Origin of the sequence: Streptomonospora sp. PA3 (genome assembly GCF_009728995.1) — a bacterium.
Classification (GTDB): Bacteria; Actinomycetota; Actinomycetes; order Streptosporangiales; family Streptosporangiaceae; genus Streptomonospora.
This window is the reverse complement of the sequence record NZ_VTZW01000018.1, coordinates 6,227-25,156: the sequence shown is the minus strand read 5'-3', so window position 1 is coordinate 25,156 and position 18,930 is coordinate 6,227. Positions and strand designations below refer to the sequence as shown.

The window sequence follows — 18,930 nt, the reverse complement described above, 5'->3', positions numbered from 1 at the left end:
CTGTCTCGTGATCTGCCGATCTCACCGAGGTGAGGCGTATGACCCTCCACCCCAACGACGCCGACCGCCCCCGCGTCGCCGCCTGCCGCTGGTTCCCCGGTTCACAGTCATCCGTGCGAGACGTACGCAGGTTCATCGCCAACCGGTTGGCCGACTGCCCGCAGACCGACGACGCCGTCCTCGTCGCCAGCGAACTCGCCACCAACGCCATCCAGCACACCGAGTCCGGCACCTGGACGACCGGCTTCCTCGTCATGCTCGAACACACCGCCGATGAGGGAGCCCTGATCACCGTCCACGATGCCGGCAGTGCTATCCGCACGCCCTATCTCGCCGAGTCCAACCCTGATACCGAGCACGGCCGCGGCCTGAACCTCGTCAACGCCGTCGCCAAGAGCTGGGGCAGTCAAGGTGGCCCCGCAGAGCGGATGACCTGGTCTGTCGTGCAGTGTCACTAGGTAGTTGGTGGGGACACCGTCGATAACTAGAGAGCGTCCAGTCTTTGGCTCTGAAGACAGAGCGCTTCGGCTGTGCGAGGCCCTCTACCTATATAAAATCGGCGTAGTGAAGCATGGCGCCACCTTGAGCCAAGATGACCGACTATTAGAGTGACACTCGACAGTCGAATCAACCAGCCAAATTCCATTTACTATTCCGTGGTAGCAATTATGTAAGGAATAGGTCGCTCCCTTTGTCGTTAGGAAGAAAATATGAGGCCACCAACAAACGAGGAAGCTTTGCGGCCCTTGCATGAACTGACTGGAAACCCCCAAGATCCTGTTGCTCTATACAGGGGGCCAATTAGAATACAGGGTAAGGATAAGGCGTTAGTGCGCGAGGGAAGCATATTCTGGGATTGGAGTCCAACCCCAGGGGCGCATTATTACCTTGACGAGGCCAATGATGATTTCCCTCTTCTCGACCTGCAACTCTCTTGCGATGATCCACCAAACGCCGTCCCAGTCGATAGTCCCTTGGATATACCGACTGAAATCTCTGTCCAACAGGCGGAACCCGACGGGATCATAACCGACTATGAGGCGGAACCACCCAGTAATAACCTTAAGGAAGTGCACTTCCTACTTCCAAACTTTCACGATGTGATAGGCGAGTGGGTAAGTTTCGGTACATCCTATCGACGTGGTCGTCTCCACCTTACAGGTAAGAGGTGGAGTTTTATTATCGACCCACTAGAAGACCTAAAGAATCGAAAGGCATCGGCAAAGCGATCGTCCTCTTATGCGTTTACCCATGTCGGAAAGATTATCCGATCCGACAATTCACTCTTTACCGTGGACGAGGCCAACGATGCCGCAATACTCCTCCGCCATTTTCTAAGTTTCTGTACAGGAAGGTGGGTTAGCCCGACGATTCCTGTCGGCCTCGATGAGTCTGGCCATAAGGTCTGGGCAAGTTGGAAGAGTTTTCGTTCTGACCCTTGGAAGGGATGCCATCAATTCGCGGACCCTTCTTGGGCTTCGATATTCATTGAAGCCTACGCGGCTTACGAGGACGTGTGGCTCAGACAGGAGCGGCACCGCCCATTGTTCATGGCAACGAATTACTACTTAGGCGCAAACAAACCCAATCCGCTAGAGACGGCTCTTTCTGTATCTCAATCAGGACTCGAGTTGCTGAGCTGGATGGATCTTGTGGAAGAAGGGAAATTGCTATCTGAAAAGGATTACAATAATAGTAATAAATGGCCTGCACACAAGAAGATCACCAAATTCTTAACAAGACAGAAGATTCCAACTCAAATTCCGTCACATATTAGCAATTTCAGTGGCACTAAACCAAAGGGCAAGAAAAATGGTCCTGAATTGATAACGTACATGCGGAATCGAGTCATTCATCCAAAGAAGGGTGATCCGAAATTCACTACGGATCAATGGTACTCCGCATGGCGACTCTCACAGGAATATTTGTTGTTGGGAATACTGTCCTACATCGGTTATCTCGGTGCATATCGGAGCTTTACCGACGACAACAAATGTCTCGGCCACGTTGCAAAGGTTCCATGGAAGCGGTAACTGCTGCCGAATTGGGCTGTATGGGATCAAGGCGACGGCGCTCCGCGCCGTCGCTACCGGCTTGCCGTCCGCCGCTCGGGCTGCGGGCTGGCGCCCGGTCCCGAGCGTGCGGACGGCCGCCGGGGGCCGCAGCACCGCGCGCCGCCTGGACCACATCCGCCCCATCTGGGTCGCGCCGTCGCCGGAGCACGGCCAGCCAGAGCGTCGACAGGTCCGCATCGGAAGCCGCCCTATGGTCACTGGCGCTCTAAGTCCCGAGGCACTCGGTCGCGCGACTCTGTCTGTCTCGGGTTGCCGGCACCGGCGCGACCGAGCACCTCGGACCGGGACCGTGGTTGCTCGCTACTGCGGTTGCCGAAAGAGTGGTTGCGCGTGCGCGCGTAGCCGCCCCGTCGGTGCTGGTTGCTGCGGTGGCTGAGGTCCCGAGCGGATGCACATTAGATGCACACGGCACCGAGAAGGACCGGGAAACGGTGCGAACCGGCGAACAGGCCGACGCCCAGCTCAGCGGCCGTCCGGGGGAGTGGCCGCACCCCAGCGGCACCCCCGCAGGCTAACGATAGGTTAGGGGTTCAAGTCCCCTCGTCGGCTCTTTTCATGCCCGTATTCGCTGGTCGAAGCCTTGACATGACACCGCCGCCCGGCGGGAGCGAGCGGCGGATGTGCATGCGGGTGCTAATAGGGTTGCCGGTATGGCGAAACCACGGCTGCGGGCAATCGTCGATGGCGGGCGCGTTGTGGAGGATCCGGCGAAGGACGCGCTGCATGACCTACTCGCCGATATGACGCTGCACAACCGGTTCGTGATCTTTGAACGGCTCGACCTGGAGCCCGTGGACCAGCACTACATGCAGGCGTACCTGAACGACGACATGAGCTATCAGGTGGAGTATCGCGAAGGTAGCGCCGACAGGCACTTCCAGGCTCATTACGCTCCAAGGCCGTTCGAGATGTTCGGGCCGGAACCGATCGCCGCAGTGATGATGGACTGGGCGCATGATCGCCCCGGATGGCGCGAAGCCATGCCGTGGGTTCCGAAGCCCGGTTAGCAGCACCTCCGCGAACGGCCGGAGCGGACAGCCGACGGTTACCTGGCACCGGAATCCAGGCGGATTTTGCCGCCCGTCGCCTTGTAAAGCGCCCGCGGAAGCAGTGAAACCGGGACTCCGGGGAGTTCGCGCAGTCGTCGTTCGAAGGAGTCGGGTCGACCGGCCGGGCGCTCGGGAGTTGCGGGCGGGACGCTGCCCCCTTCGAGGAACGCCCTGGCCTCCCCGGAGCCGGCGACCGCCCAAACGGATCCGCCGCCTCCGGCGTGGCCGGCCTGCGGTCCGGACAGGTGATGGGCCGGTGGGATCGCGGAGATCTACGCGGTTAGTGCGTCGTTGCCGACCGCGGGCGGCTGCGGTGCGCCGCATGCACCGCCTCGATCTCTTGCGGGTTAGGGGGCCAAGTCCTCTCGTCGGCTCTTTTGTGGCCGTAGTAGCCGGTCAGAGCCGTGGCGCGAAACAGCTCGCTCGCACCCTCCAGGCAAGCCGGTCCTGCCGCGCGATTCACATGCGTTCCGCCAGCTGGTGGCGGCCAGGGCCGTCGATGTCCGGCAGTGCGTCGGGGCGTCCCGCGATCGACATCAGGAGGGCCTCGCCCGGGCCGCGTACCTCGGGGCCGCTGCCGGTCGTCCAGTGGAGGTCGTCGGCGACCAGGGTCAGGCCCCTGGCGCGCTTGGCCGCTCCGATGGGCGGGGCCTGCAGGGCCAACCGCAGCGCGGTGCGGAGCCGGTCGTGCGGGATGTCGCGGGGAAGGCCGAGTGGGCGGCGGATGTCCTGCTGGTGGATCATCCCGTCGACGAGGGCGATCATGCCTCCGCGTATCGCGGTTAGCCCGCGGGGGCGCTCGTAGGTGCGCATGAGGCGCACGAGTTCGGCGGGGCTGCGGGAGTACTCGGCGACGCCGATCGCGTTGGCCTTCTCGGGGTTGAAACCGGCGCGGAGGAGCCGCAGGACGGTGCGGGGCCACCCCAGCTCCTCGTAACTGATCACATGGGCGGCGACGTCGCGGACGCGCCAGCCCTCGCACAGACTCGGGGCTTCCCACTGCTCCGGTGGCAGTGAGTCGAGCAGGTCTGCGAATTCGGCGCGTTCCCGCATGGCCATGGACAGCACATCGGTTCCGTCGCCCTGCTGCGCCATAGTGCCGCCTCAACGAATCGCGGGTCCGGCCGATGCGATGAGCCGGCCGGGGCGGCCGCGGCCGCCCCGGCCGGACCGCTTCGCGCCGCTGATCCGGAAGTATGGACTCGCGGCAGGACCCGGTCAATCGTTCGCTCGCGCGGTGTGTGTGTTGGCTTGTATATTCCTGTCTGGTTATATTGCTGGTATGGAACGTAAGACGCCGGGTCAGGCCGATACGAAGGAGGAGACCATGAGCGACGCCTTGCGCCCCGTCGGGGACGAGTGGGAGCTGCGCTTCGAGCGGCGCTTCGCGCACCCGCCGCAGAAGGTGTGGCGGGCCGTCACCGAGCCGGAGCACCTGAGCCGGTGGTACCCCTTCACCGCAACGGAGTTCGATCCCCGCGTCGGAGGAACCATCCGGTTCAGCGACGAGGACGGCACCGAACTGCGGGCGGAGATCACGGAGTTCCTGCCGCCACGGGTCTTCGCGTTCCAGGAGCACGACGAGGAGGCCGGCACCCAAGGGCTGCGCATCGAACTGGAGCCCGACGGCGACGGCTGCCGGCTGGTCTTCGTCCATTCCTTCGCCGACAGCACCTGGGCGGAGCAGACCGAGGCCGGTTGGGTGCGCTGCCTCGACGAGCTTGCGCGGGTCGTGGACGAGGCGGGCTGAGGCGAAGGTCTCGCCCGCGTCCCGGTCGGGGGCCGCCGGCTCTCGTCCGCCGCAGCACGCGGGGCGAGGCGCCGAGCCGCCCGCCCGCCGCTCTTATCCGCAGGGCCGGGTTCGTCGCCGAGAACGTCCCGAGGGACGGCCGCGCCGAGCCCGGCCAATCCCGCCTCCGGTAAGGACTACCCGGGGATCCGGGCCACTCCGGCCAGGCCCCAGGCCTGTTCCGGCGGGATGTGGTCGTCGGCGTCGACGACGGGCGAGGGGTCGGTGGTCCAGTCGCCGCCGTGGGCGAGGCCGGGCGGGTCGACGAGTTCCAGGCCCTCGAAGAAGCGGGCGATCTCCGCGCGGGAGCGGGTCTGGCCTGGTGAGCTGGTGCTCGCGTAGAACCGCTCCAGGGCGGCGGCGCGTTCGGGGGCCGTCTCGTTCTCGACGTGGCTGATGGCCACGAAGGAGCCGGCCGGCAGCCGCTCCAGGTAGCGCCGAAGCAGGCCGTAGGGATCCTCGTGGTCCTGCAGGAAGTGCAGCATCGCGACGAGCAGCAGCCCGACCGGGCGGTCGGGGTCGATGCGGCCGGTGAGCGCCGGGTCGGCGAAGATGCCCTCCGGATCGCGCATGTCCGCCTGGATGACGCCCGTGATTTCGGCCCGGTCCGCCAGCAGCGCCTCGGCGTGGACCCGCACCACGGGGTCGTGGTCGACGTAGACCACGCGTGCCTCGGGACTGTGCCGGCGCGCGACCTCGTGGACCGGGTCCGACGCGGGCAGGCCGGAGCCGATGTCCAGGAACTGATCGATCCCTTGGCGGGCCATGTACTCCACCGCGCGAGTGAGGAACCGCCGGTTCGCGCGCGCCATCTGCTTGATCTCGGGGACCTGCGACTCGATCTTCGCCGCGAGCTCGCGGTCCACTGCGAAGTTGTTCTTGCCGCCGAGGTAGTAGTCGTAGAGGCGGGCCGCGCTGGGCACGGTCGGGACGCCGTGCCCCCCGTCCTGACCGGGATCGGTGCTCATCGGGGCCGTCTCCTCAGAACGCGATTGGCCGTGAGACAGCACATTTTGCCCGACACGGGTGCTGCTTCGTCACCCTCGATGTTCGGGATTACGACTGGCGCGCATGCGCCGGACAGGACCCCCGCGGGGCGCGGGGGTCCTGTCCGGCGCCGCGCGCGGTTCACCGTGCCGCAGTTCCACCACTTCAGCGCGGAAGCATCGCTCACGGACGTGCCCATGTGCCGGCACGCCCGTCGGCGCGGAACGGGCCTCTGCGGGCGCGGGCCGGTTGTGGACGCGCCCGCGCTCTGGCGCGGCGCACCGGCATCCTGTAATCCGGGCGCCCCGCTGGTCGCCCGCCGCGGCCGGTGCTCCCCGGCTACCCGGCGCGTGTGCGGCCGCCCAGGCGGATCCTGCCGCCGGTCGCCTTGTAGAGAGCCCTGGGCAGCAGCGAGACGGGGACTCCGGGCAGCTCGCGCAGACGGCGCTCGTAGGAGTCGGGCCGACCGGGCGCGGGGCGCGCCGGCGAGGACGGAGCAGGGTTCGTCCCCTCGATGAAGGCCCGAGCCTCCGCGGAGCCCGCGACGGCAGACACCGAGTGCCCGGCCGCGTAGCCGGCCTGCGGCCCGGACGGGTGCTCGGCGGGCGGAACCGGCGCGACGTGGGACAGCGCAGTGTCCGCTCCCGGCGGCGCCTGAGCGGAGGCGGCGCTTGCGGCGGGGTATCCGGCCGAAGGCGCCGACGACGGCGGCCGCTCGTGCGGCGACGGCGAACCCGCGGAGGGAGTCTGCTGCCGGAACGCCGCCTGCGGCCCCGAGGCGGGCGCCTGTTGCCGGAACGCGGCCTGCGGCCCCGAAGCGGGCGCCTGCCGCGCCGTCTCACCCGGTTGCGCGGTCCGGTCCGCAGCGCCTGCGGACGGATCGGCCGGCGGATGATAGGCCGTACCGGCTTGCTGGGGACCGGTATCGGGACGCACCTCCGGCCGCTGCGGTCCGGTCGCCGGGCGCGGCTGAGCCGCCTGTTCCCGGGTTCCCGCCTGCCCCTCGGGCTGGGGACGCCGGTATCCCTCCGCTCCGTGAGCGGCCTGCCGCTCACGGTCCTGTTCCGGTCCGGCGGTCTGCTGCGGCCCGGGCGCCGGGCGGTCCCGGCCGGGCTGCGCTGCGCCTCCGCCCGGACCCGTCGGAGACGACCCGGGCGCCTGCCCCGGCCATCGGGTCCCGGCGGAACGCCGGTCTCCCTCCGGAGCTTTCCGGTCCGGCTCGTACCGCGATCGCTCAGAATGCTCCTGGGCCGACCGGTCCGCCTGCTCGGCACGTCCCGAACCGCCTACCCGGCGCGGTCGGACCGAGGGCAGGGGAGGCCCGGCCGTGTCGGTGGCCGAAGCGTCGATGCGCTGCAGGTTGACGGTCTGCTCTTCCGGCTTGGGCTCCTCCGCCTGCGGAGCGGCCCCTGCACCCGGCTGTGGAGAACCGGTCGCCGGGTAACCGGCGCGCGATCCGGGGGCGCCGGGCGAGCCCTGCGGTCCAGTTGCCGGCCGCGCTGCTTGCGGTTGGCGCGGGCCGGTTCCCGATGGGGGGTTTGACGACTGCGGTCCGGTTGCCGGGCGCGCCGTCACTGATTCCTGCGGGGGCCGCCCCTGGTCTGTGCCCGGTGCCTGCGGGGTCGCCCCGGACGCCTGAGGCCCGGTCGCCGGGCGCCGAGCGTCAGATTCCGGCGGACCGGCTTGCCCGCCCCAGGACTCGGCGGTGGGGCGCGGGGTCGCGGGTGGCGCCGATGCGTCGACGGGCGGCAGGAGCACGGTCTGCTCGGCAGCCTCGGGTTCCCCGAGCCGATCGGGCTGCTCGCCGCCGCCCGGCCCTTGCCGACCGGTACTCGGGCGCGCCGGGCCGGAGCCGGCCGCGGTCGTGCCGGGATGCTGCGGTCCGGAAACGCCCTGCGCCGAGCCCGTCCCCGAAGCGCCGCTGTGAGCCTGGCGCCCGGTCGCAGGCCGGGCGGGACCGGACTTCTCCGGAGTCGACGAACGCCGCAGCGGCGTCGTCTCGTCCTCCGGATTCGGCTCCCCGGAATCGGCGGAACCCGCCACCTGCTGCGGCCCCGTGTTCGGGCGGGGGGACCGGGGCTGCTGCGGACCGGTGGCCGGCCGGGCGGGGGTGTCCTGCGTACCGCTGTGCTGCGCGGAACCGGTACCGGACTGCGCGGTGCCGGTTGCCGGGTCGGTGGCCGATTGCCGGGGCCCGGTCGCAGGTCGGGCGGTGCCCGACTGCTGGGGACCGGTGGCCGGCCGCGCGGAGGTGGCGCCCTGCGTACCGCTCGCCTGCTGAGGTCCGGCGGAGGCCTGAGATGTGTGGGGGCGGGCTGGGCTGCCGGGCGACTGTGCGCCCGTGTCAGGGCGTGGTGCCTCGGCCTGCTGGGGTCCGGTCGCGGGGCGGGCGGTGCCCGGCCGCGCGGTGCTGGTGTCCTGGGTGCCACTGGACGGCCGGTGCCCCCCGGTGTCGGGGTGCGGGGCGTGGGATCGCTGCGGCCCGGAGGCGGGGTATGGGGTGCGGGACCCCTGCGGGCCGCTGGGCTGGTGGGTATCCCAAGCCGGGTTCGCTGATCCGGGATGGGCCGTGCTGCCGGCCTGCTGCGGTCCGGTTGCGGGGCGGGCGGCCCCCGACTGCTGGGGACCGGTGCCAGGGCGCCCCGTGCCTCCCTCCGCGTTCGCAGTCGGCTGCTGCGGACCGGTGACCGGACGGGGGTTGCCGGTTCTGCCGCTCTGCTGCCGGGCCCCGGTGGCCGGGCTCGCCGAGCCGGGGCCGGGCGTGCTGCCGGCCTGCTGCGGTCCGGTCGCGGGGCGGGCGGTGCCCGACTGCTGGGGACCGGCCGCCGGGTGCGCCGGGGTGGCGGAGCGGTTCAGCGGGGTCGTCTGGTCTTCCGGCTTGGGGGCCGCGGAGGCCCCGGACTGCCGGGGCGCCTCGTATCCAGCCGTGCTGCCGGGCCACTGCGGGCTCGCCTGAGGGTGAGCCGGGCGGCCTGCCGCGGGCGTCCCGCCGACCTGCTGCTGCCCCTGCTGCCCCGATGTCCCGCCGTCCGGCGGCCGCTGCGGCCCACTGCCAGGCCGCTGCTGAGCGGGATCAGCGCTGCGGCCCCCCTGCTCGCCGCGCCCCGGCAGGCGGTAGGGGTTGCCGTCCGCCGCATCCCCCTGGGCCGCGTGGCGGCCGCGGCCGGGGCGGCCGGTGTGCTCCGGATACGGCGGCGCCTGACCTCCCGACCGCTGCTCGGACCGGTACTCCTGCGGCCCGTACCGGGCATAGGGCGGCGGAGGCGCGTCGAAGTCCGCGTACGGGGAGGCGCCGTCCTGTGGTGCCTCCGGTGTGTTCGGGGCCGGCTCCTGCGGTTCCCCGTTCTCTCCGTTCGGCGGTCGGTCGAGCATCGTCGGGCACTCCCGGGCGTCGGTTCGGGCGCGGCGCACTCATCGCGCCCCGGTAGTCATCGTCACACGGATCGGGCCGCCGCGGATCCCCACCGCGGCACGGCCGTCACAGGGATCGGCGCAGACATTCCGCCGCGATCCGGGTCGCTGTGGCGTGTGTGGCGGCGGAGACGCGGGCCGGGTCGATGCGCGTCCCCTCGGCGAGGTGCCGGTCGAAGCCGAGCCGGAACACCTCGGCCCCGCTCCCGCGCAGGATCGCCGCGGATCCCCGGAAGTCGAAGGCGGGATCCTGCCCGCGCGACTGCTCGGTGAACACCACGACGATACGGTGCGGCAGCGACTCGGCGCCGTTGGCGGTCATCCAGTCGAAGGCGCGTCCGATGCTCGCCGCGCCCTCGCGGGTGGAGGGCACCACGAGCACGTGGACGTGCGCACTGGCCTGCGCGGCCCGGTTGAGCCCGTCGGACATGTCGGCGGCGCGGTCGATCACCGTCAGCCCGAAGAACCGGGTCAGCGGCAGCACCGACCCCTGGTAGGCGTTCGCGTCCAGCCGCCCCTGCGCCATCTCCTCCTGCAACCCGGGCAGCAGCCACAGCCCGTCGCCGATCGGCTCCAGGCACGTCGCCACGTCGTCGAAGGAGTCCGACTCGATCGCGCCCCCCGCCAGCCCCGGCGCGGCGGACGCCGGCACCCCCAGCCGTGGCCCCAGCCCGCTGTTGCCCGGACCCAGGTCCAGCGCCAGCACCCGGTCGTAGCGGAAGTGCGCGAAGACCAGCGCCAGCAGCGCCGTCACCGTGCTCTCCGCCGCCCAGCCCTGCGGCCGGCTGACCACGACGCGGCGCCCGGTGGTCACCGGCCGCTGCAGCTCCCGCCCCAGCCGGATCGGCACCAGCACGTCCTCCGGCGGCCGGAACGGGCGCACGGCCCCGCGGCCGAACCGGCGCAGCAGCGAGTCACCGTGCCTGGCGGCGCGGGCGGCGGCCGTGCCGGCGGACGGTTCCGCGCTGTCGTGCATCGTCTGGCCTCCGGGAACGTGTGCCGAGGGTGGGATCCGACGTCAGAAGGTGTTGATGAGGCGTTCGTAGGTGCCGAACGACCCGATCGCCACCGGGATCAGCACGATCACCGCCACCGCCTCGAACCGGTTGGCGATGCGCCGCAGCCGCGCCCGGGTGTGGTCGGCCGGGTCGGAGGAGAGCACCACGGCCGGGATGAGCAGCACCGCCAGCAGCCCTCCGATCGCCGGCCACAGCGCCCAGGCCGACTGCTCGACCCAGGCGAAGGCCAGCGCGACGACGATCGCCAGCGCCGCCGCCATCAGCGGCGCCTTCTGCAGGATGAGGGGGAACAGCCGCGACCGGCTGCCTATGACGATCGCCAGCAGGCCGGCCAGCGCCGCCGTCCACCCGCCGAGGTCCGCGGCCAGCCCGACCCCGGCCACCCCCGCCGACACGGCGGCCGCGACGGTGGCGATCGTCATCGTGCGGTGGGCGTTGGCCAGCGCCGTCATGACGTCGCTGCGCGCCACCGCCGAGCCGCCGCCGCGCCGGTCGTCCAGCGCCGTCAGCCCGGACATGGCCATGGCGAAGCGCAGGACCAGGCTGAGCACCACCACGCATGCGATCGCGACCGCGGCGCCCACCTGGGAGACCGGCATGCCCAGGGCCGAACCGCCGGCCCACACCGCCGTCAGCGCCAGTGTGACGGCGCCGCCGATGGTCCCGCCGCGGCCCAGCGGAGTCGTCAGCCCCAGTCCGATCACGACGGCGCCGGCGATGGCCGCCAGCCCGCACCACAGCGCCCAGCCCGGCCAGCCGTAGACACCCGCGGCCAGCCAGAGCGCTTCTCCGCCCAGCGCCCCGCCGGCGATCGCGAGCGCGGTGCCCGCGGGTTCGCGCCAGGTCGCCGCGAGCGTCAAGCCCAGTCCGAGCAGCGCCGCCGCGCTGGCGCTCAGCGCGAGGACCCCGGACGCTCCGCCGGTGCCCGTCCACAGCAGGGCGCCGATGGCCAGGGCCAGTACGGTGACGGCACCGGTGGCGCTCCACCGGGCGGCGGCGGGGTTCCACCGCCCGAGGTTGCCGTCGAGGACGTCGCCCACCGCGTCGGGCACCTCGTGGACGACGGGCGCCGGGACGGGCTCGTCGACGCGGACCAGACGCAGCACGTCGCCGTCGGAGACGCCGCGGTCGGCCAGCGTGGAGTCGCCGTCGAGGTGCACGCCGGAGGCGGTGGTCAGGTGCACCGGCAGGGCGGGGTTGCGCACCTGGTCGCCCAGCAGCCTCAGCACCTCGGGCATCAGCGCTCCGATCGGCTCCTGAGCAGGCAGGACGGCGTCGACCCGGCGGTTCTCGCCGACGAGTGTCACGCGGCTCCAGGACGTCATCGAGCCTTTCCCATCACTTCTTCGCTGCGGTCCCTGCCCGGTCGGCGCAGGGGGTGGGGGACGCCGCCGCGGTCGCGGCCGGGGGTCAGGCGGGCACCCGGGTCACCTCGACCCGTTCGAGGTAGCCGTTGCTCAGCAGCCAGCGGATGCTCGGCAGCGCCGGGGGCTGGACGAACCCGCCTGCCTCGACGGTGAACCGGACGCCTCCGCCCGGGTTGGCGCCCTCGTTGGGGGACAGCGACGCGTCGACCTTGAAGGGGTGGATCACACGGTATCGGTGGTAGCTCTCGGCCGGGGTGGCCGCCTCGGTCCCGGTCTGGGCTTCGGGGCTCTCGGCGGGCGCGGACGGCGCCGAGGTGCCGGTCTCCTGCGGCGACGGCGCGGGGCTGGTGTCGCCCGGCGCGGTGCCGCGCGCGATCTCGGGCAGCCCGCGCTCGCTGAAGGGCTGGCCGTCGGGGAAGAGCAGGGAGCCGCTCTCCTGGCCGAAGGCGTCGACGAGCGTGCCCGGCCGCAGGGTGTACTGGACGCTGCCGCCGGTGCCCTCGCGGAGCTGCTTGCGGACCTCGCGAACGGCCTTCTCCGTCTTCTGCCGCCCCTTGTTCTCCGCGGCGGCGGTCAGGGCCTTGGGGTCGGCGTCGACGAGGACGAGTTCGCCGTAGACCCAGCGGGCCGCTTCGTCCTCGGTCGGGAAGTCCATGCCGGTGCGGCCCTGCTCGTACTCGACGATGCCCGCGGAGTAGCCGCGCTCGTTCTCGGTCACCAGGTAGTAGCTGGTGGCGGTGCCGGCCGGCGGCTGCGGTTCGCCCGGCAGCACGTAGAGCTCGGGCGGCACGCCGGCGTCGTCGAGTTCGGCGGCCAGCATGTCCATGGTGACCTCGCCGCCCACCCAGTCGGCGGGAACGGGGGCCGACGGCGCGGCCGGAGGTGGGGCCTGGGCCTGTTCCTGGGCCTGGGCGGCCTCCTCCTGGCTGCTGAGCTGGCTCTGCAGGAACGACCAGCCCACGCTGCCCGCGCAGGCGACGGCGGAGATGACCAGCCCGGTGATGATCTTGCCGATGTTCTCGTCGAGGAGTCTGCGGGTGCGCTGGGGACCGAAGAGGACCGCCTCCCGGAGCCGCTTGCGGCGCACGGCGACCGATTCGAGCAGTTGGCTGTCGTAGTCGCGGGCCATCAAGCCTCCTTCCGAAAGCGGGCGGCGGATACGGTCCGTGGCGGCTGGGGCAGGCCGTGTGGCGGCCGCAGGGCGTGCTGAAGCGAGGTCACCCGCCAGAGTACGGGGCGTTCGCGGGCCCGCGGACAGCGCGGGGCGGGCGGCGCTCGGGGCGCCGCGGAGGACGAGCGGCGGGTTCGCGGCCGCCCGATCCGGGGGAGAGAGGGGCGGCGGCCGACGCCCCGGGGCGCCGACCCGCCGGCGGTTCGAGCGGAGCGCGGCGGGCCCGGCGCGGGGCCGCCGACCGGCGGCCGGGGCGATCCCGGCGGAAGACCGGTTCGCAGGCGCCGCGCCCGCCGCCTAGATTCCCTGGACGGCGGCGTTCGCCTTGCTCAGGGACTCCTGAGCGGTGCCGTCGTTGGTCTCCAGGGTCTCGCGCACCAGCCGGATGATCTCACGCACCTCGTTGGCGGCGTCGTGCCACTTCTGCTCCTTGGCGCTGTACTCATCGTCGACGCCGTCGGCGATGAAGTCGGACATCGCGGTGGTCACGTCGCCCTGGTGCTCGCCGATCAGGCCTTCCAGGCGCGTCATGATCGAGTGGATGTTGGTCTGCGCCTCCTGCGAGGCGCCGATGTCGTAGCTGTTGCGTCCGGTCGACATGGGGGTCCTCCTCAACCGCGGTGGGGTCAGGCCGTACGGAACTTGGCGGCGTCGAAGTTCGCGGCGCCCATGTTCTTGTTGGCGTCGTCGGCCATGGTCTGGTTACCGGTCGAAAATGCGGCCTGCATCCCGCCCTGACCCTGGTTGATGTTGGTCAGACCGGCGTTGAGGTCGGCCGTGATCTGGTCCGCGCGCGCCTTGAACGAGTCGAAGGCCGCCTTGCCCGAGCCGTTGAACCGTCCGGCCAGGGGCTCGGCGGCGTCGATCAGCTGCGTGATCAGGGTGCCGAGCTCGTCGCCCGTGCCCGAGGTGTTGCGGGTCAGGGTGATGAGGGTCTGATCGCCGAAGTCCCAACGTGACATCTGTTCACCTGCTCCTCGGTTACCTGCAGTCTTCCGCGGTTGGACGCCTCCGCCGGGTCACCGGTTCCGGCGATCCGGAGTCGACGGTAAACGGGAGGAATCGCCGCTAAATTATATTGGTCGAACCTGCCGACGGCAGTGGGAAGCACCGGACGGTTACGTGCGCACCTGTGGGGGGCGACCGCATGAAGTTCGAACTCGTCGATCCCGCTGAATGGCCCGATGACGACGGATCCGCGGCGCCCGCCGACCCGGGCGCCGAGGAATTCGACGACCCCGACCTGGCCGAATCCGGCGGTCCGGCCGAGGACGCCGATTCCGATGAGGCGGGCGAGGCCGAGCAGGACCCCCAGAAGCGGCTCCAGGCCTCGACCCGGCGACTGAGTGCGCAGGTCAAGCAGGACGCCGCGCTGATCCGAGACAGCCTGTCCAAGCTGGAGCAGCAGGTCGCCGACCTCGAAGCACCGGTGGCCGATTCCGGCCATTCCGCGCCCCCGCCCTCCAGTTTCCGCGCCGAGCGGTTCAGCACCGATCACGCCGGTTTCGCACCGCCGGCATCGGCCGCATGGGGCCGTGCGGCGGGCGGCGGGCCGCCGGCTGGGCCGACAATGGAACCGGGCGCGCCCGGGATACGCCCAATCTTCGACGACCGGCGTTGAGGCCCGCGCAGGAGGAGGGAACCGGAACCGATGAGCAAGTGGGACATTCAGGTCTCTGAGGTCAACGGGGTCGTGCAGACGGTCGGCTCCCACGTCGCCGGCGCGGACGGCGAAGGGGGCCTGGTCGCCAAGATCGAGACGTTCGGAACCCACATCGGCGAGGCCGGCACGGCCGCGGCCAGCGGCCCCATCGGCACGGCCCTGGAGGAGTTCGTCGGCGAGTACGGCACCACGCTGCAGGAGATGGTGCTCAAGAGCGGCAGCTGCATCAAGGGCTGCGTCGACGCCACGACGGCGTACCTGAACGGCAACCTGCAGATGGCCTCCGACGCCCAGGGCAACGCCGGCAACATCGACGACCTCGACCTCTGACGGGCCGGCCGCGCCGCGCGGCCGGCCCGCGGACGCGGATCAGCTGCGCGCGCCGCCCCCCGCGGCGACCGGCGGCCGCCCGATGCGGGCCGCAGCGGTACCCAGCCCGGTGGGTCCCCAGGAGAACCCCCGCCGGGGGTCGGGGGCGTGCTTGCGCCGCAGGTAGTCCTCTTTGTACCGCAGGCACGACCGGTGCCACTCCAGGATTCCCGACATCCAGTCCTTGAGGCCTTCGGCGTGGCCGGTGATGACGGCGCGGGCGCGGTCGTCGAGGCCCCACTGGTCGAGAAGGTCCTCGAGCCCGGTGGCGAGGATGTGTTCGAACTGCTCCATGCGGGCGCGCGCGAGGTCGACGACGATGTCGCGCGCGGTCTCGCGGCCGACGTCGAGGAAGTTCTCGACCACCAGGACCAGGTTGTGGACCTCTCCCTCGAACTCGACCTCCTTCTGATAGGAGTACAGATCGTTCAGGAAGCAGGCGTAGTCCTGCGCGGCGGTTTCGAGTTCGCGCAGCGTGCGCGTCTCGTAGATCCCCTCGGGGACCTCCTCGTCGTGCGCGAGCCGCGCCAGGCTGATGGTCATGTCCGAGCCGAAGGTGCGGCGGCGCATCTCGATGTAGTCGACGGGGTCGGGCACCCGGTTCTGCGCCTGGTTGTGCAGCTCCCACAGCCAGCTGTCGGTCATGGTCTCCACCACGGGGCGGAACCGGCGGCGTGCGGCGGGGGTCCAGGGCGCGGTGGTGCGGCGCCACAGGTCGGCCAGGCCGCGTTCGATCGGGTTGGCGGGCTCGGGGACGGCCTCGTCGGAGTCCAGCGGCATGAACAGCGCGAGCCGCTCGTTCTGCAGCTTCGCGGCCTGGAGGTTGCGGGTGGCGCCGAACCACCGGGGGTAGGCGTCGTCGCCGTAGGTGCCCCAGGCCAGCCAGTCGCTGGAGAGGTGGAGCTGCTCGGGGTCGGCGTCTGCGTGGATCATCGACGCGCAGTAGGCGAGGTCGAGATCGATGAACTCCTGCTCGGTCCAGACCGCGCCGGTGCCGGCCCCGGGGACGGATGCGAGCATGCCCATGTCGCGGGCCCAGCCCACGGCATAGGCGCGCGCGTCGTCCAGGTGCGTGCTGCGGCGGATCGGGAAGGGCATGTACAGCGGTTCGCACTCCAGACTGCCAGTCTGCGGCAGCAGGGGCTGGGAGTGCTGGCGGGACCTGCGGCGCAGGCCCGGCCCGATCGAGGAGAAGGCCGGACGGCCGCCCGAGGTGCCCAGGCCGGTCGGGCCGCTGAGCCCGCCCGAGCGCGCGGTGGCGCCGTCGTTCATGTACCGGCTGGAGCGCGCGTGCCACTCGTGCCCGCCGGCCTGCCAGTCCTGCAGGCCCTTGGCGAACGCGGCCACGGCTGCCTGCCGGTCCGGCGGCAGGCCGTGTTCGGCCAGCAGCGCGGGCGTCTCGATCAGTGCGGTGTCCTCGAACTGCAGCATGCGCGAGGTGAGCAGGTCGTTGACGAGTTCGGCGGCCTCCTGGGTGGAGCAGCCGAAGAACCGCTCGAAGACGAGCACGGCGTTGGAGTTCTCGCCCTCCTCGCCGACCTCGCGCTGGTAGGAGAACAGGTCGTTGCGCAGGTGCACGGCGTCGGCGAAGGTGTCGACGAGCACGGTGACGGGCCGCGAGCCGACGATCTCCGGCGGGACCTCGGCGCCCGCGGCGACCTCGACCAGGTTGGCCGACCACGGAGCGCCCCCGACCCGGCGGCGCATCTGGATGTACTCGATCGGGTTGGCCACCCGGTTCCGGTTGATGTTGTCGAGCTCCCACAGCGACTCGACCATCAGGTTGTGGGTGCTGCGGATGAAGCGCTGCCGCCAGTCGTCGGACCGGTGCGGGACCGTGCGCTGCCAGAGGTCGCGCAGGCCGGCTTCGGCGGGGTTGGCGGGTTCGGGGGACTCGCCGTCCGCGGCGGTCATGAAGCGTTCGAGTCCGTCGAGGTAGGCCTGGGCGCCGGCGAGGTCGCCGGAGTATTTGAACAGCTCCAGGAAGTGGTCGTCGAAGAAGAACACCCAGACGTACCAGTCGGTGATCAGGTCGAGCGTGGGGCCGTCGCAGTCGGGGTGGGTGTAAGCGCACAGCAGCGCGTAGTCCATGACGGCGAGGTCGTGTTCGTCCCAGACGAGGCCGCCTCTGGGGGCGGGGGTGTCCAGCATCCCCATGCGCCGCGCCCAGTCCACCGTGTGCCGGCGGGACCGCTCGACGTGCGGATTGATGCGAGCGGGGTGCGACAGATAGAAGTCGGGCAGTGTGAACGCGTTCATCCGCGTACCTACTCTCATCGACCGACCGGGGTGTCTCTACCCTGCGAATTCTATTGGTCGCACGCTGTATCGGCCGGATGTGTCGATTCGCGAACGCTCCCGGTGAGGCGGATGTGGCGGCGGAGGAAGCCTGATATGCGAAGTGCGGGATCAATGCAACTTTTCGCGGGCGGTGTGCGTCCGATCGGAAGTGCACCCCGTAGGCGACGGAAGCGGAGAGTGAGAGTGCCAGCGGTGACGCGGTCGGCCGTCCGGTCCGGCGCTGAGCGAACGGATCGTCCGCCCCTGCTGCGCGCCTCGCCCGGTTCCGCGCGATACGGGAATCGGAGGGCCGCGATCAGGTCTGTGCGCTGGCCGGAAACGGACAGTGCGCTTGGGGAAACGCGGAGCGAGTGGAATCCTGCTGACGACCCCCTGTCCCGCGGTCGTGTCCGCGTGCGTGTAGACATCCTGCGAGTTCCGGCGGTGGCGTTTTGAGTGAGAAGGTGATCAGTCCCGAGGACGTCCCGATTCCCCCGGTCGATTGCGATGCGGTGGAGAAGGCCGGGGAGAAGCTCAAGGGCGACGGGGACGATGTGTCCCAGGCGGGTCAGGACATCAAGTCCTCCTGGCAGGGGCTGCAGGGGATCTACTCGGCTCCGGAGCAGGAGACGCTGTTTGCGGCGATCGATCCGGTGGCGACCAAGGGCGACGACTTCGACGGGGCGGTCACCTCGGTGGGCACGGCGTTGATCAACTTCGCCAACGATGTGCGGCCGCCCGGCGGTGGCGTTTTGAGTGAGAAGGTGATCAGTCCCGAGGACGTCCCGATTCCCCCGGTCGATTGCGATGCGGTGGAGAAGGCCGGGGAGAAGCTCAAGGGCGACGGGGACGATGTGTCCCAGGCGGGTCAGGACATCAAGTCCTCCTGGCAGGGGCTGCAGGGGATCTACTCGGCTCCGGAGCAGGAGACGCTGTTTGCGGCGATCGATCCGGTGGCGACCAAGGGCGACGACTTCGACGGGGCGGTCACCTCGGTGGGCACGGCGTTGATCAACTTCGCCAACGATGTGCGGCCGATCAAGAGGCGGTTGCAGACGCTGAAGGCCGATGCGGAGTCGTTCCAGTCCAAGATCTCCGGTGATGAGGACTGGCGTGAGGACGAGGACAAGATCAATGAGCTGGACTCGCTGAACAACGACATCCTGCAGGCGGTGTTTGAGTATCAGCGGGCCGAGCGGGAGTGCGCCAACACGATCACCGCGTTGTTCGGGGGCACGACGTTCGTGGCCACCGAGCCGGGTGAGCAGGGCTCCTTGGGTGCCAACCAGGTGGCGCACGGCACGAGTGAGGCGTTGAAGGACATCGAGACGCCGTGGGTGACGCCGCAGGAGCATGATGCGCCGTGGTGGGAGGACGTCGGCAACGGCATCAAGGACTTCGGTGTGGGTATCGCCGAGGACCTGGGTGCTCTGGTGGGCCTCTACGGCGAGGGCGGCTGGGGTGTGAGCTCCTGGAGTGAGTGGGGCAGCAACCTCAAGAACAACTGGGGCGACACTCTCAACGGCCTGGGCAGCCTCGTTGGCTTCTACGGCAAGGACGGCTGGGGGGTGAGCTCCTTCGGCGAGTGGTGGGGCAACTTCTCCTCGGGCTGGACGGAGTTCGCCCACGCGGTGGTGCCCTGGCGCGAGTGGGGGGATCGGCCGGGGTATGTGATCACGCAGTCGGTGCTGAACATCGGGAGTATGGCGCTGGGTGGTGCCGGCGTGGTCAAGGCGCTGGCCAACCCGCG

The 18,930-nt window shown here is 70.3% G+C and carries 15 protein-coding genes and 1 pseudogene; 7 read left to right on the top strand and 9 right to left on the bottom strand.

The window, feature by feature from the left end; genetic code table 11:
• Window positions 1-38: 38 nt before the first annotated feature.
• From FZ103_RS19285 to FZ103_RS19275, 3 genes are all read left to right on the top strand, one after another.
• Complete coding sequence (locus FZ103_RS19285; protein WP_156003061.1) at window positions 39-458, top strand: ATP-binding protein; 420 nt, start codon at window positions 39-41, stop codon at window positions 456-458.
• 252 nt (window positions 459-710) lie between these two features.
• Window positions 711-2,033 (top strand): hypothetical protein, encoded by a 1,323-nt coding sequence (locus FZ103_RS19280; protein ID WP_156003060.1) that lies wholly within the window; start codon window positions 711-713, stop codon window positions 2,031-2,033.
• A gap of 692 nt (window positions 2,034-2,725) precedes the next feature.
• Window positions 2,726-3,082 (top strand): hypothetical protein, encoded by a 357-nt coding sequence (locus FZ103_RS19275; RefSeq protein ID WP_156003059.1) that lies wholly within the window; start codon window positions 2,726-2,728, stop codon window positions 3,080-3,082.
• Window positions 3,083-3,583: 501 nt separating this feature from the next.
• On the opposite strand, the gene FZ103_RS19270 is transcribed toward FZ103_RS19275, so the two are convergent.
• Window positions 3,584-4,219, bottom strand: a complete 636-nt coding sequence (locus tag FZ103_RS19270; protein WP_156003058.1) for a maleylpyruvate isomerase family mycothiol-dependent enzyme — start codon at window positions 4,217-4,219, stop codon at window positions 3,584-3,586.
• 187 nt (window positions 4,220-4,406) lie between these two features.
• On the opposite strand from FZ103_RS19270, the gene FZ103_RS19265 reads away from it, so the two are divergent.
• Entirely contained in the window at window positions 4,407-4,874 is a 468-nt protein-coding gene (locus FZ103_RS19265) for an SRPBCC domain-containing protein (RefSeq protein WP_255430162.1), read from the top strand.
• Between the two features lie 176 nt (window positions 4,875-5,050).
• Here FZ103_RS19265 and FZ103_RS19260 read toward each other — a convergent pair whose 3' ends face one another.
• The 7 genes from FZ103_RS19260 to FZ103_RS19230 form a co-directional block, all read right to left on the bottom strand.
• Entirely contained in the window at window positions 5,051-5,881 is an 831-nt protein-coding gene (locus tag FZ103_RS19260; RefSeq protein ID WP_156003057.1) for an SAM-dependent methyltransferase, read from the bottom strand.
• A gap of 358 nt (window positions 5,882-6,239) precedes the next feature.
• Entirely contained in the window at window positions 6,240-6,455 is a 216-nt protein-coding gene (locus FZ103_RS19255; RefSeq protein WP_156003056.1) for a hypothetical protein, read from the bottom strand.
• Window positions 6,456-9,378: 2,923 nt separating this feature from the next.
• On the bottom strand, window positions 9,379-10,287 hold the full coding sequence (locus tag FZ103_RS19250; RefSeq protein ID WP_156003055.1) for a hypothetical protein: 909 nt from the start codon (window positions 10,285-10,287) through the stop codon (window positions 9,379-9,381).
• 42 nt (window positions 10,288-10,329) lie between these two features.
• Window positions 10,330-11,655: a type VII secretion integral membrane protein EccD gene (eccD, locus tag FZ103_RS19245; RefSeq protein ID WP_156003054.1), complete on the bottom strand. Its 1,326-nt coding sequence runs from the start codon at window positions 11,653-11,655 to the stop codon at window positions 10,330-10,332.
• Between the two features lie 85 nt (window positions 11,656-11,740).
• Complete coding sequence (locus FZ103_RS19240) at window positions 11,741-12,826, bottom strand: TNT domain-containing protein (protein WP_156003053.1); 1,086 nt, start codon at window positions 12,824-12,826, stop codon at window positions 11,741-11,743.
• Between the two features lie 339 nt (window positions 12,827-13,165).
• Window positions 13,166-13,468 (bottom strand): pore-forming ESAT-6 family protein, encoded by a 303-nt coding sequence (locus FZ103_RS19235; protein ID WP_156003052.1) that lies wholly within the window; start codon window positions 13,466-13,468, stop codon window positions 13,166-13,168.
• Between the two features lie 26 nt (window positions 13,469-13,494).
• Window positions 13,495-13,830, bottom strand: a complete 336-nt coding sequence (locus tag FZ103_RS19230; protein ID WP_156003051.1) for a hypothetical protein — start codon at window positions 13,828-13,830, stop codon at window positions 13,495-13,497.
• A gap of 185 nt (window positions 13,831-14,015) precedes the next feature.
• Between FZ103_RS19230 and FZ103_RS19225 the strand changes: the two genes are divergently transcribed.
• Complete coding sequence (locus tag FZ103_RS19225; protein WP_156003050.1) at window positions 14,016-14,489, top strand: hypothetical protein; 474 nt, start codon at window positions 14,016-14,018, stop codon at window positions 14,487-14,489.
• Window positions 14,490-14,519: 30 nt separating this feature from the next.
• Window positions 14,520-14,861, top strand: a complete 342-nt coding sequence (locus FZ103_RS19220) for a DUF6507 family protein (RefSeq protein ID WP_156003049.1) — start codon at window positions 14,520-14,522, stop codon at window positions 14,859-14,861.
• Between the two features lie 39 nt (window positions 14,862-14,900).
• Here FZ103_RS19220 and FZ103_RS19215 read toward each other — a convergent pair whose 3' ends face one another.
• The gene (locus FZ103_RS19215; RefSeq protein ID WP_156003048.1) at window positions 14,901-17,159 is read right to left on the bottom strand and encodes a germacradienol/geosmin synthase; all 2,259 of its coding nucleotides are present in this window, start codon (window positions 17,157-17,159) and stop codon (window positions 14,901-14,903) included.
• A gap of 485 nt (window positions 17,160-17,644) precedes the next feature.
• Here FZ103_RS19215 and FZ103_RS24950 point away from each other — a divergent pair.
• A pseudogene (locus FZ103_RS24950) lies at window positions 17,645-18,930 on the top strand (hypothetical protein); the annotation flags it as partial.

Excerpts from the sequence above, each read along its gene's own strand:
- eccD (WP_156003054.1), bottom strand. The coding sequence starts at position 11,655 with ATGACGTCCTGGAGCCGCGTGACACTCGTCGGCGAGAACCGCCGGGTC.
- FZ103_RS19235 (WP_156003052.1), bottom strand. The coding sequence starts at position 13,468 with ATGTCGACCGGACGCAACAGCTACGACATCGGCGCCTCGCAGGAGGCG.
- FZ103_RS19265 (WP_255430162.1), top strand. The coding sequence starts at position 4,407 with ATGGAACGTAAGACGCCGGGTCAGGCCGATACGAAGGAGGAGACCATG.
- FZ103_RS19240 (WP_156003053.1), bottom strand. The coding sequence starts at position 12,826 with ATGGCCCGCGACTACGACAGCCAACTGCTCGAATCGGTCGCCGTGCGC.
- FZ103_RS19270 (WP_156003058.1), bottom strand. The coding sequence starts at position 4,219 with ATGGCGCAGCAGGGCGACGGAACCGATGTGCTGTCCATGGCCATGCGG.
- FZ103_RS19230 (WP_156003051.1), bottom strand. The coding sequence starts at position 13,830 with ATGTCACGTTGGGACTTCGGCGATCAGACCCTCATCACCCTGACCCGC.
- FZ103_RS19280 (WP_156003060.1), top strand. The coding sequence starts at position 711 with ATGAGGCCACCAACAAACGAGGAAGCTTTGCGGCCCTTGCATGAACTG.
- FZ103_RS19285 (WP_156003061.1), top strand. The coding sequence starts at position 39 with ATGACCCTCCACCCCAACGACGCCGACCGCCCCCGCGTCGCCGCCTGC.
- FZ103_RS19260 (WP_156003057.1), bottom strand. The coding sequence starts at position 5,881 with ATGAGCACCGATCCCGGTCAGGACGGGGGGCACGGCGTCCCGACCGTG.
- FZ103_RS19275 (WP_156003059.1), top strand. The coding sequence starts at position 2,726 with ATGGCGAAACCACGGCTGCGGGCAATCGTCGATGGCGGGCGCGTTGTG.
- FZ103_RS19215 (WP_156003048.1), bottom strand. The coding sequence starts at position 17,159 with ATGAACGCGTTCACACTGCCCGACTTCTATCTGTCGCACCCCGCTCGC.
- FZ103_RS19250 (WP_156003055.1), bottom strand. The coding sequence starts at position 10,287 with ATGCACGACAGCGCGGAACCGTCCGCCGGCACGGCCGCCGCCCGCGCC.
- FZ103_RS19225 (WP_156003050.1), top strand. The coding sequence starts at position 14,016 with ATGAAGTTCGAACTCGTCGATCCCGCTGAATGGCCCGATGACGACGGA.
- FZ103_RS19220 (WP_156003049.1), top strand. The coding sequence starts at position 14,520 with ATGAGCAAGTGGGACATTCAGGTCTCTGAGGTCAACGGGGTCGTGCAG.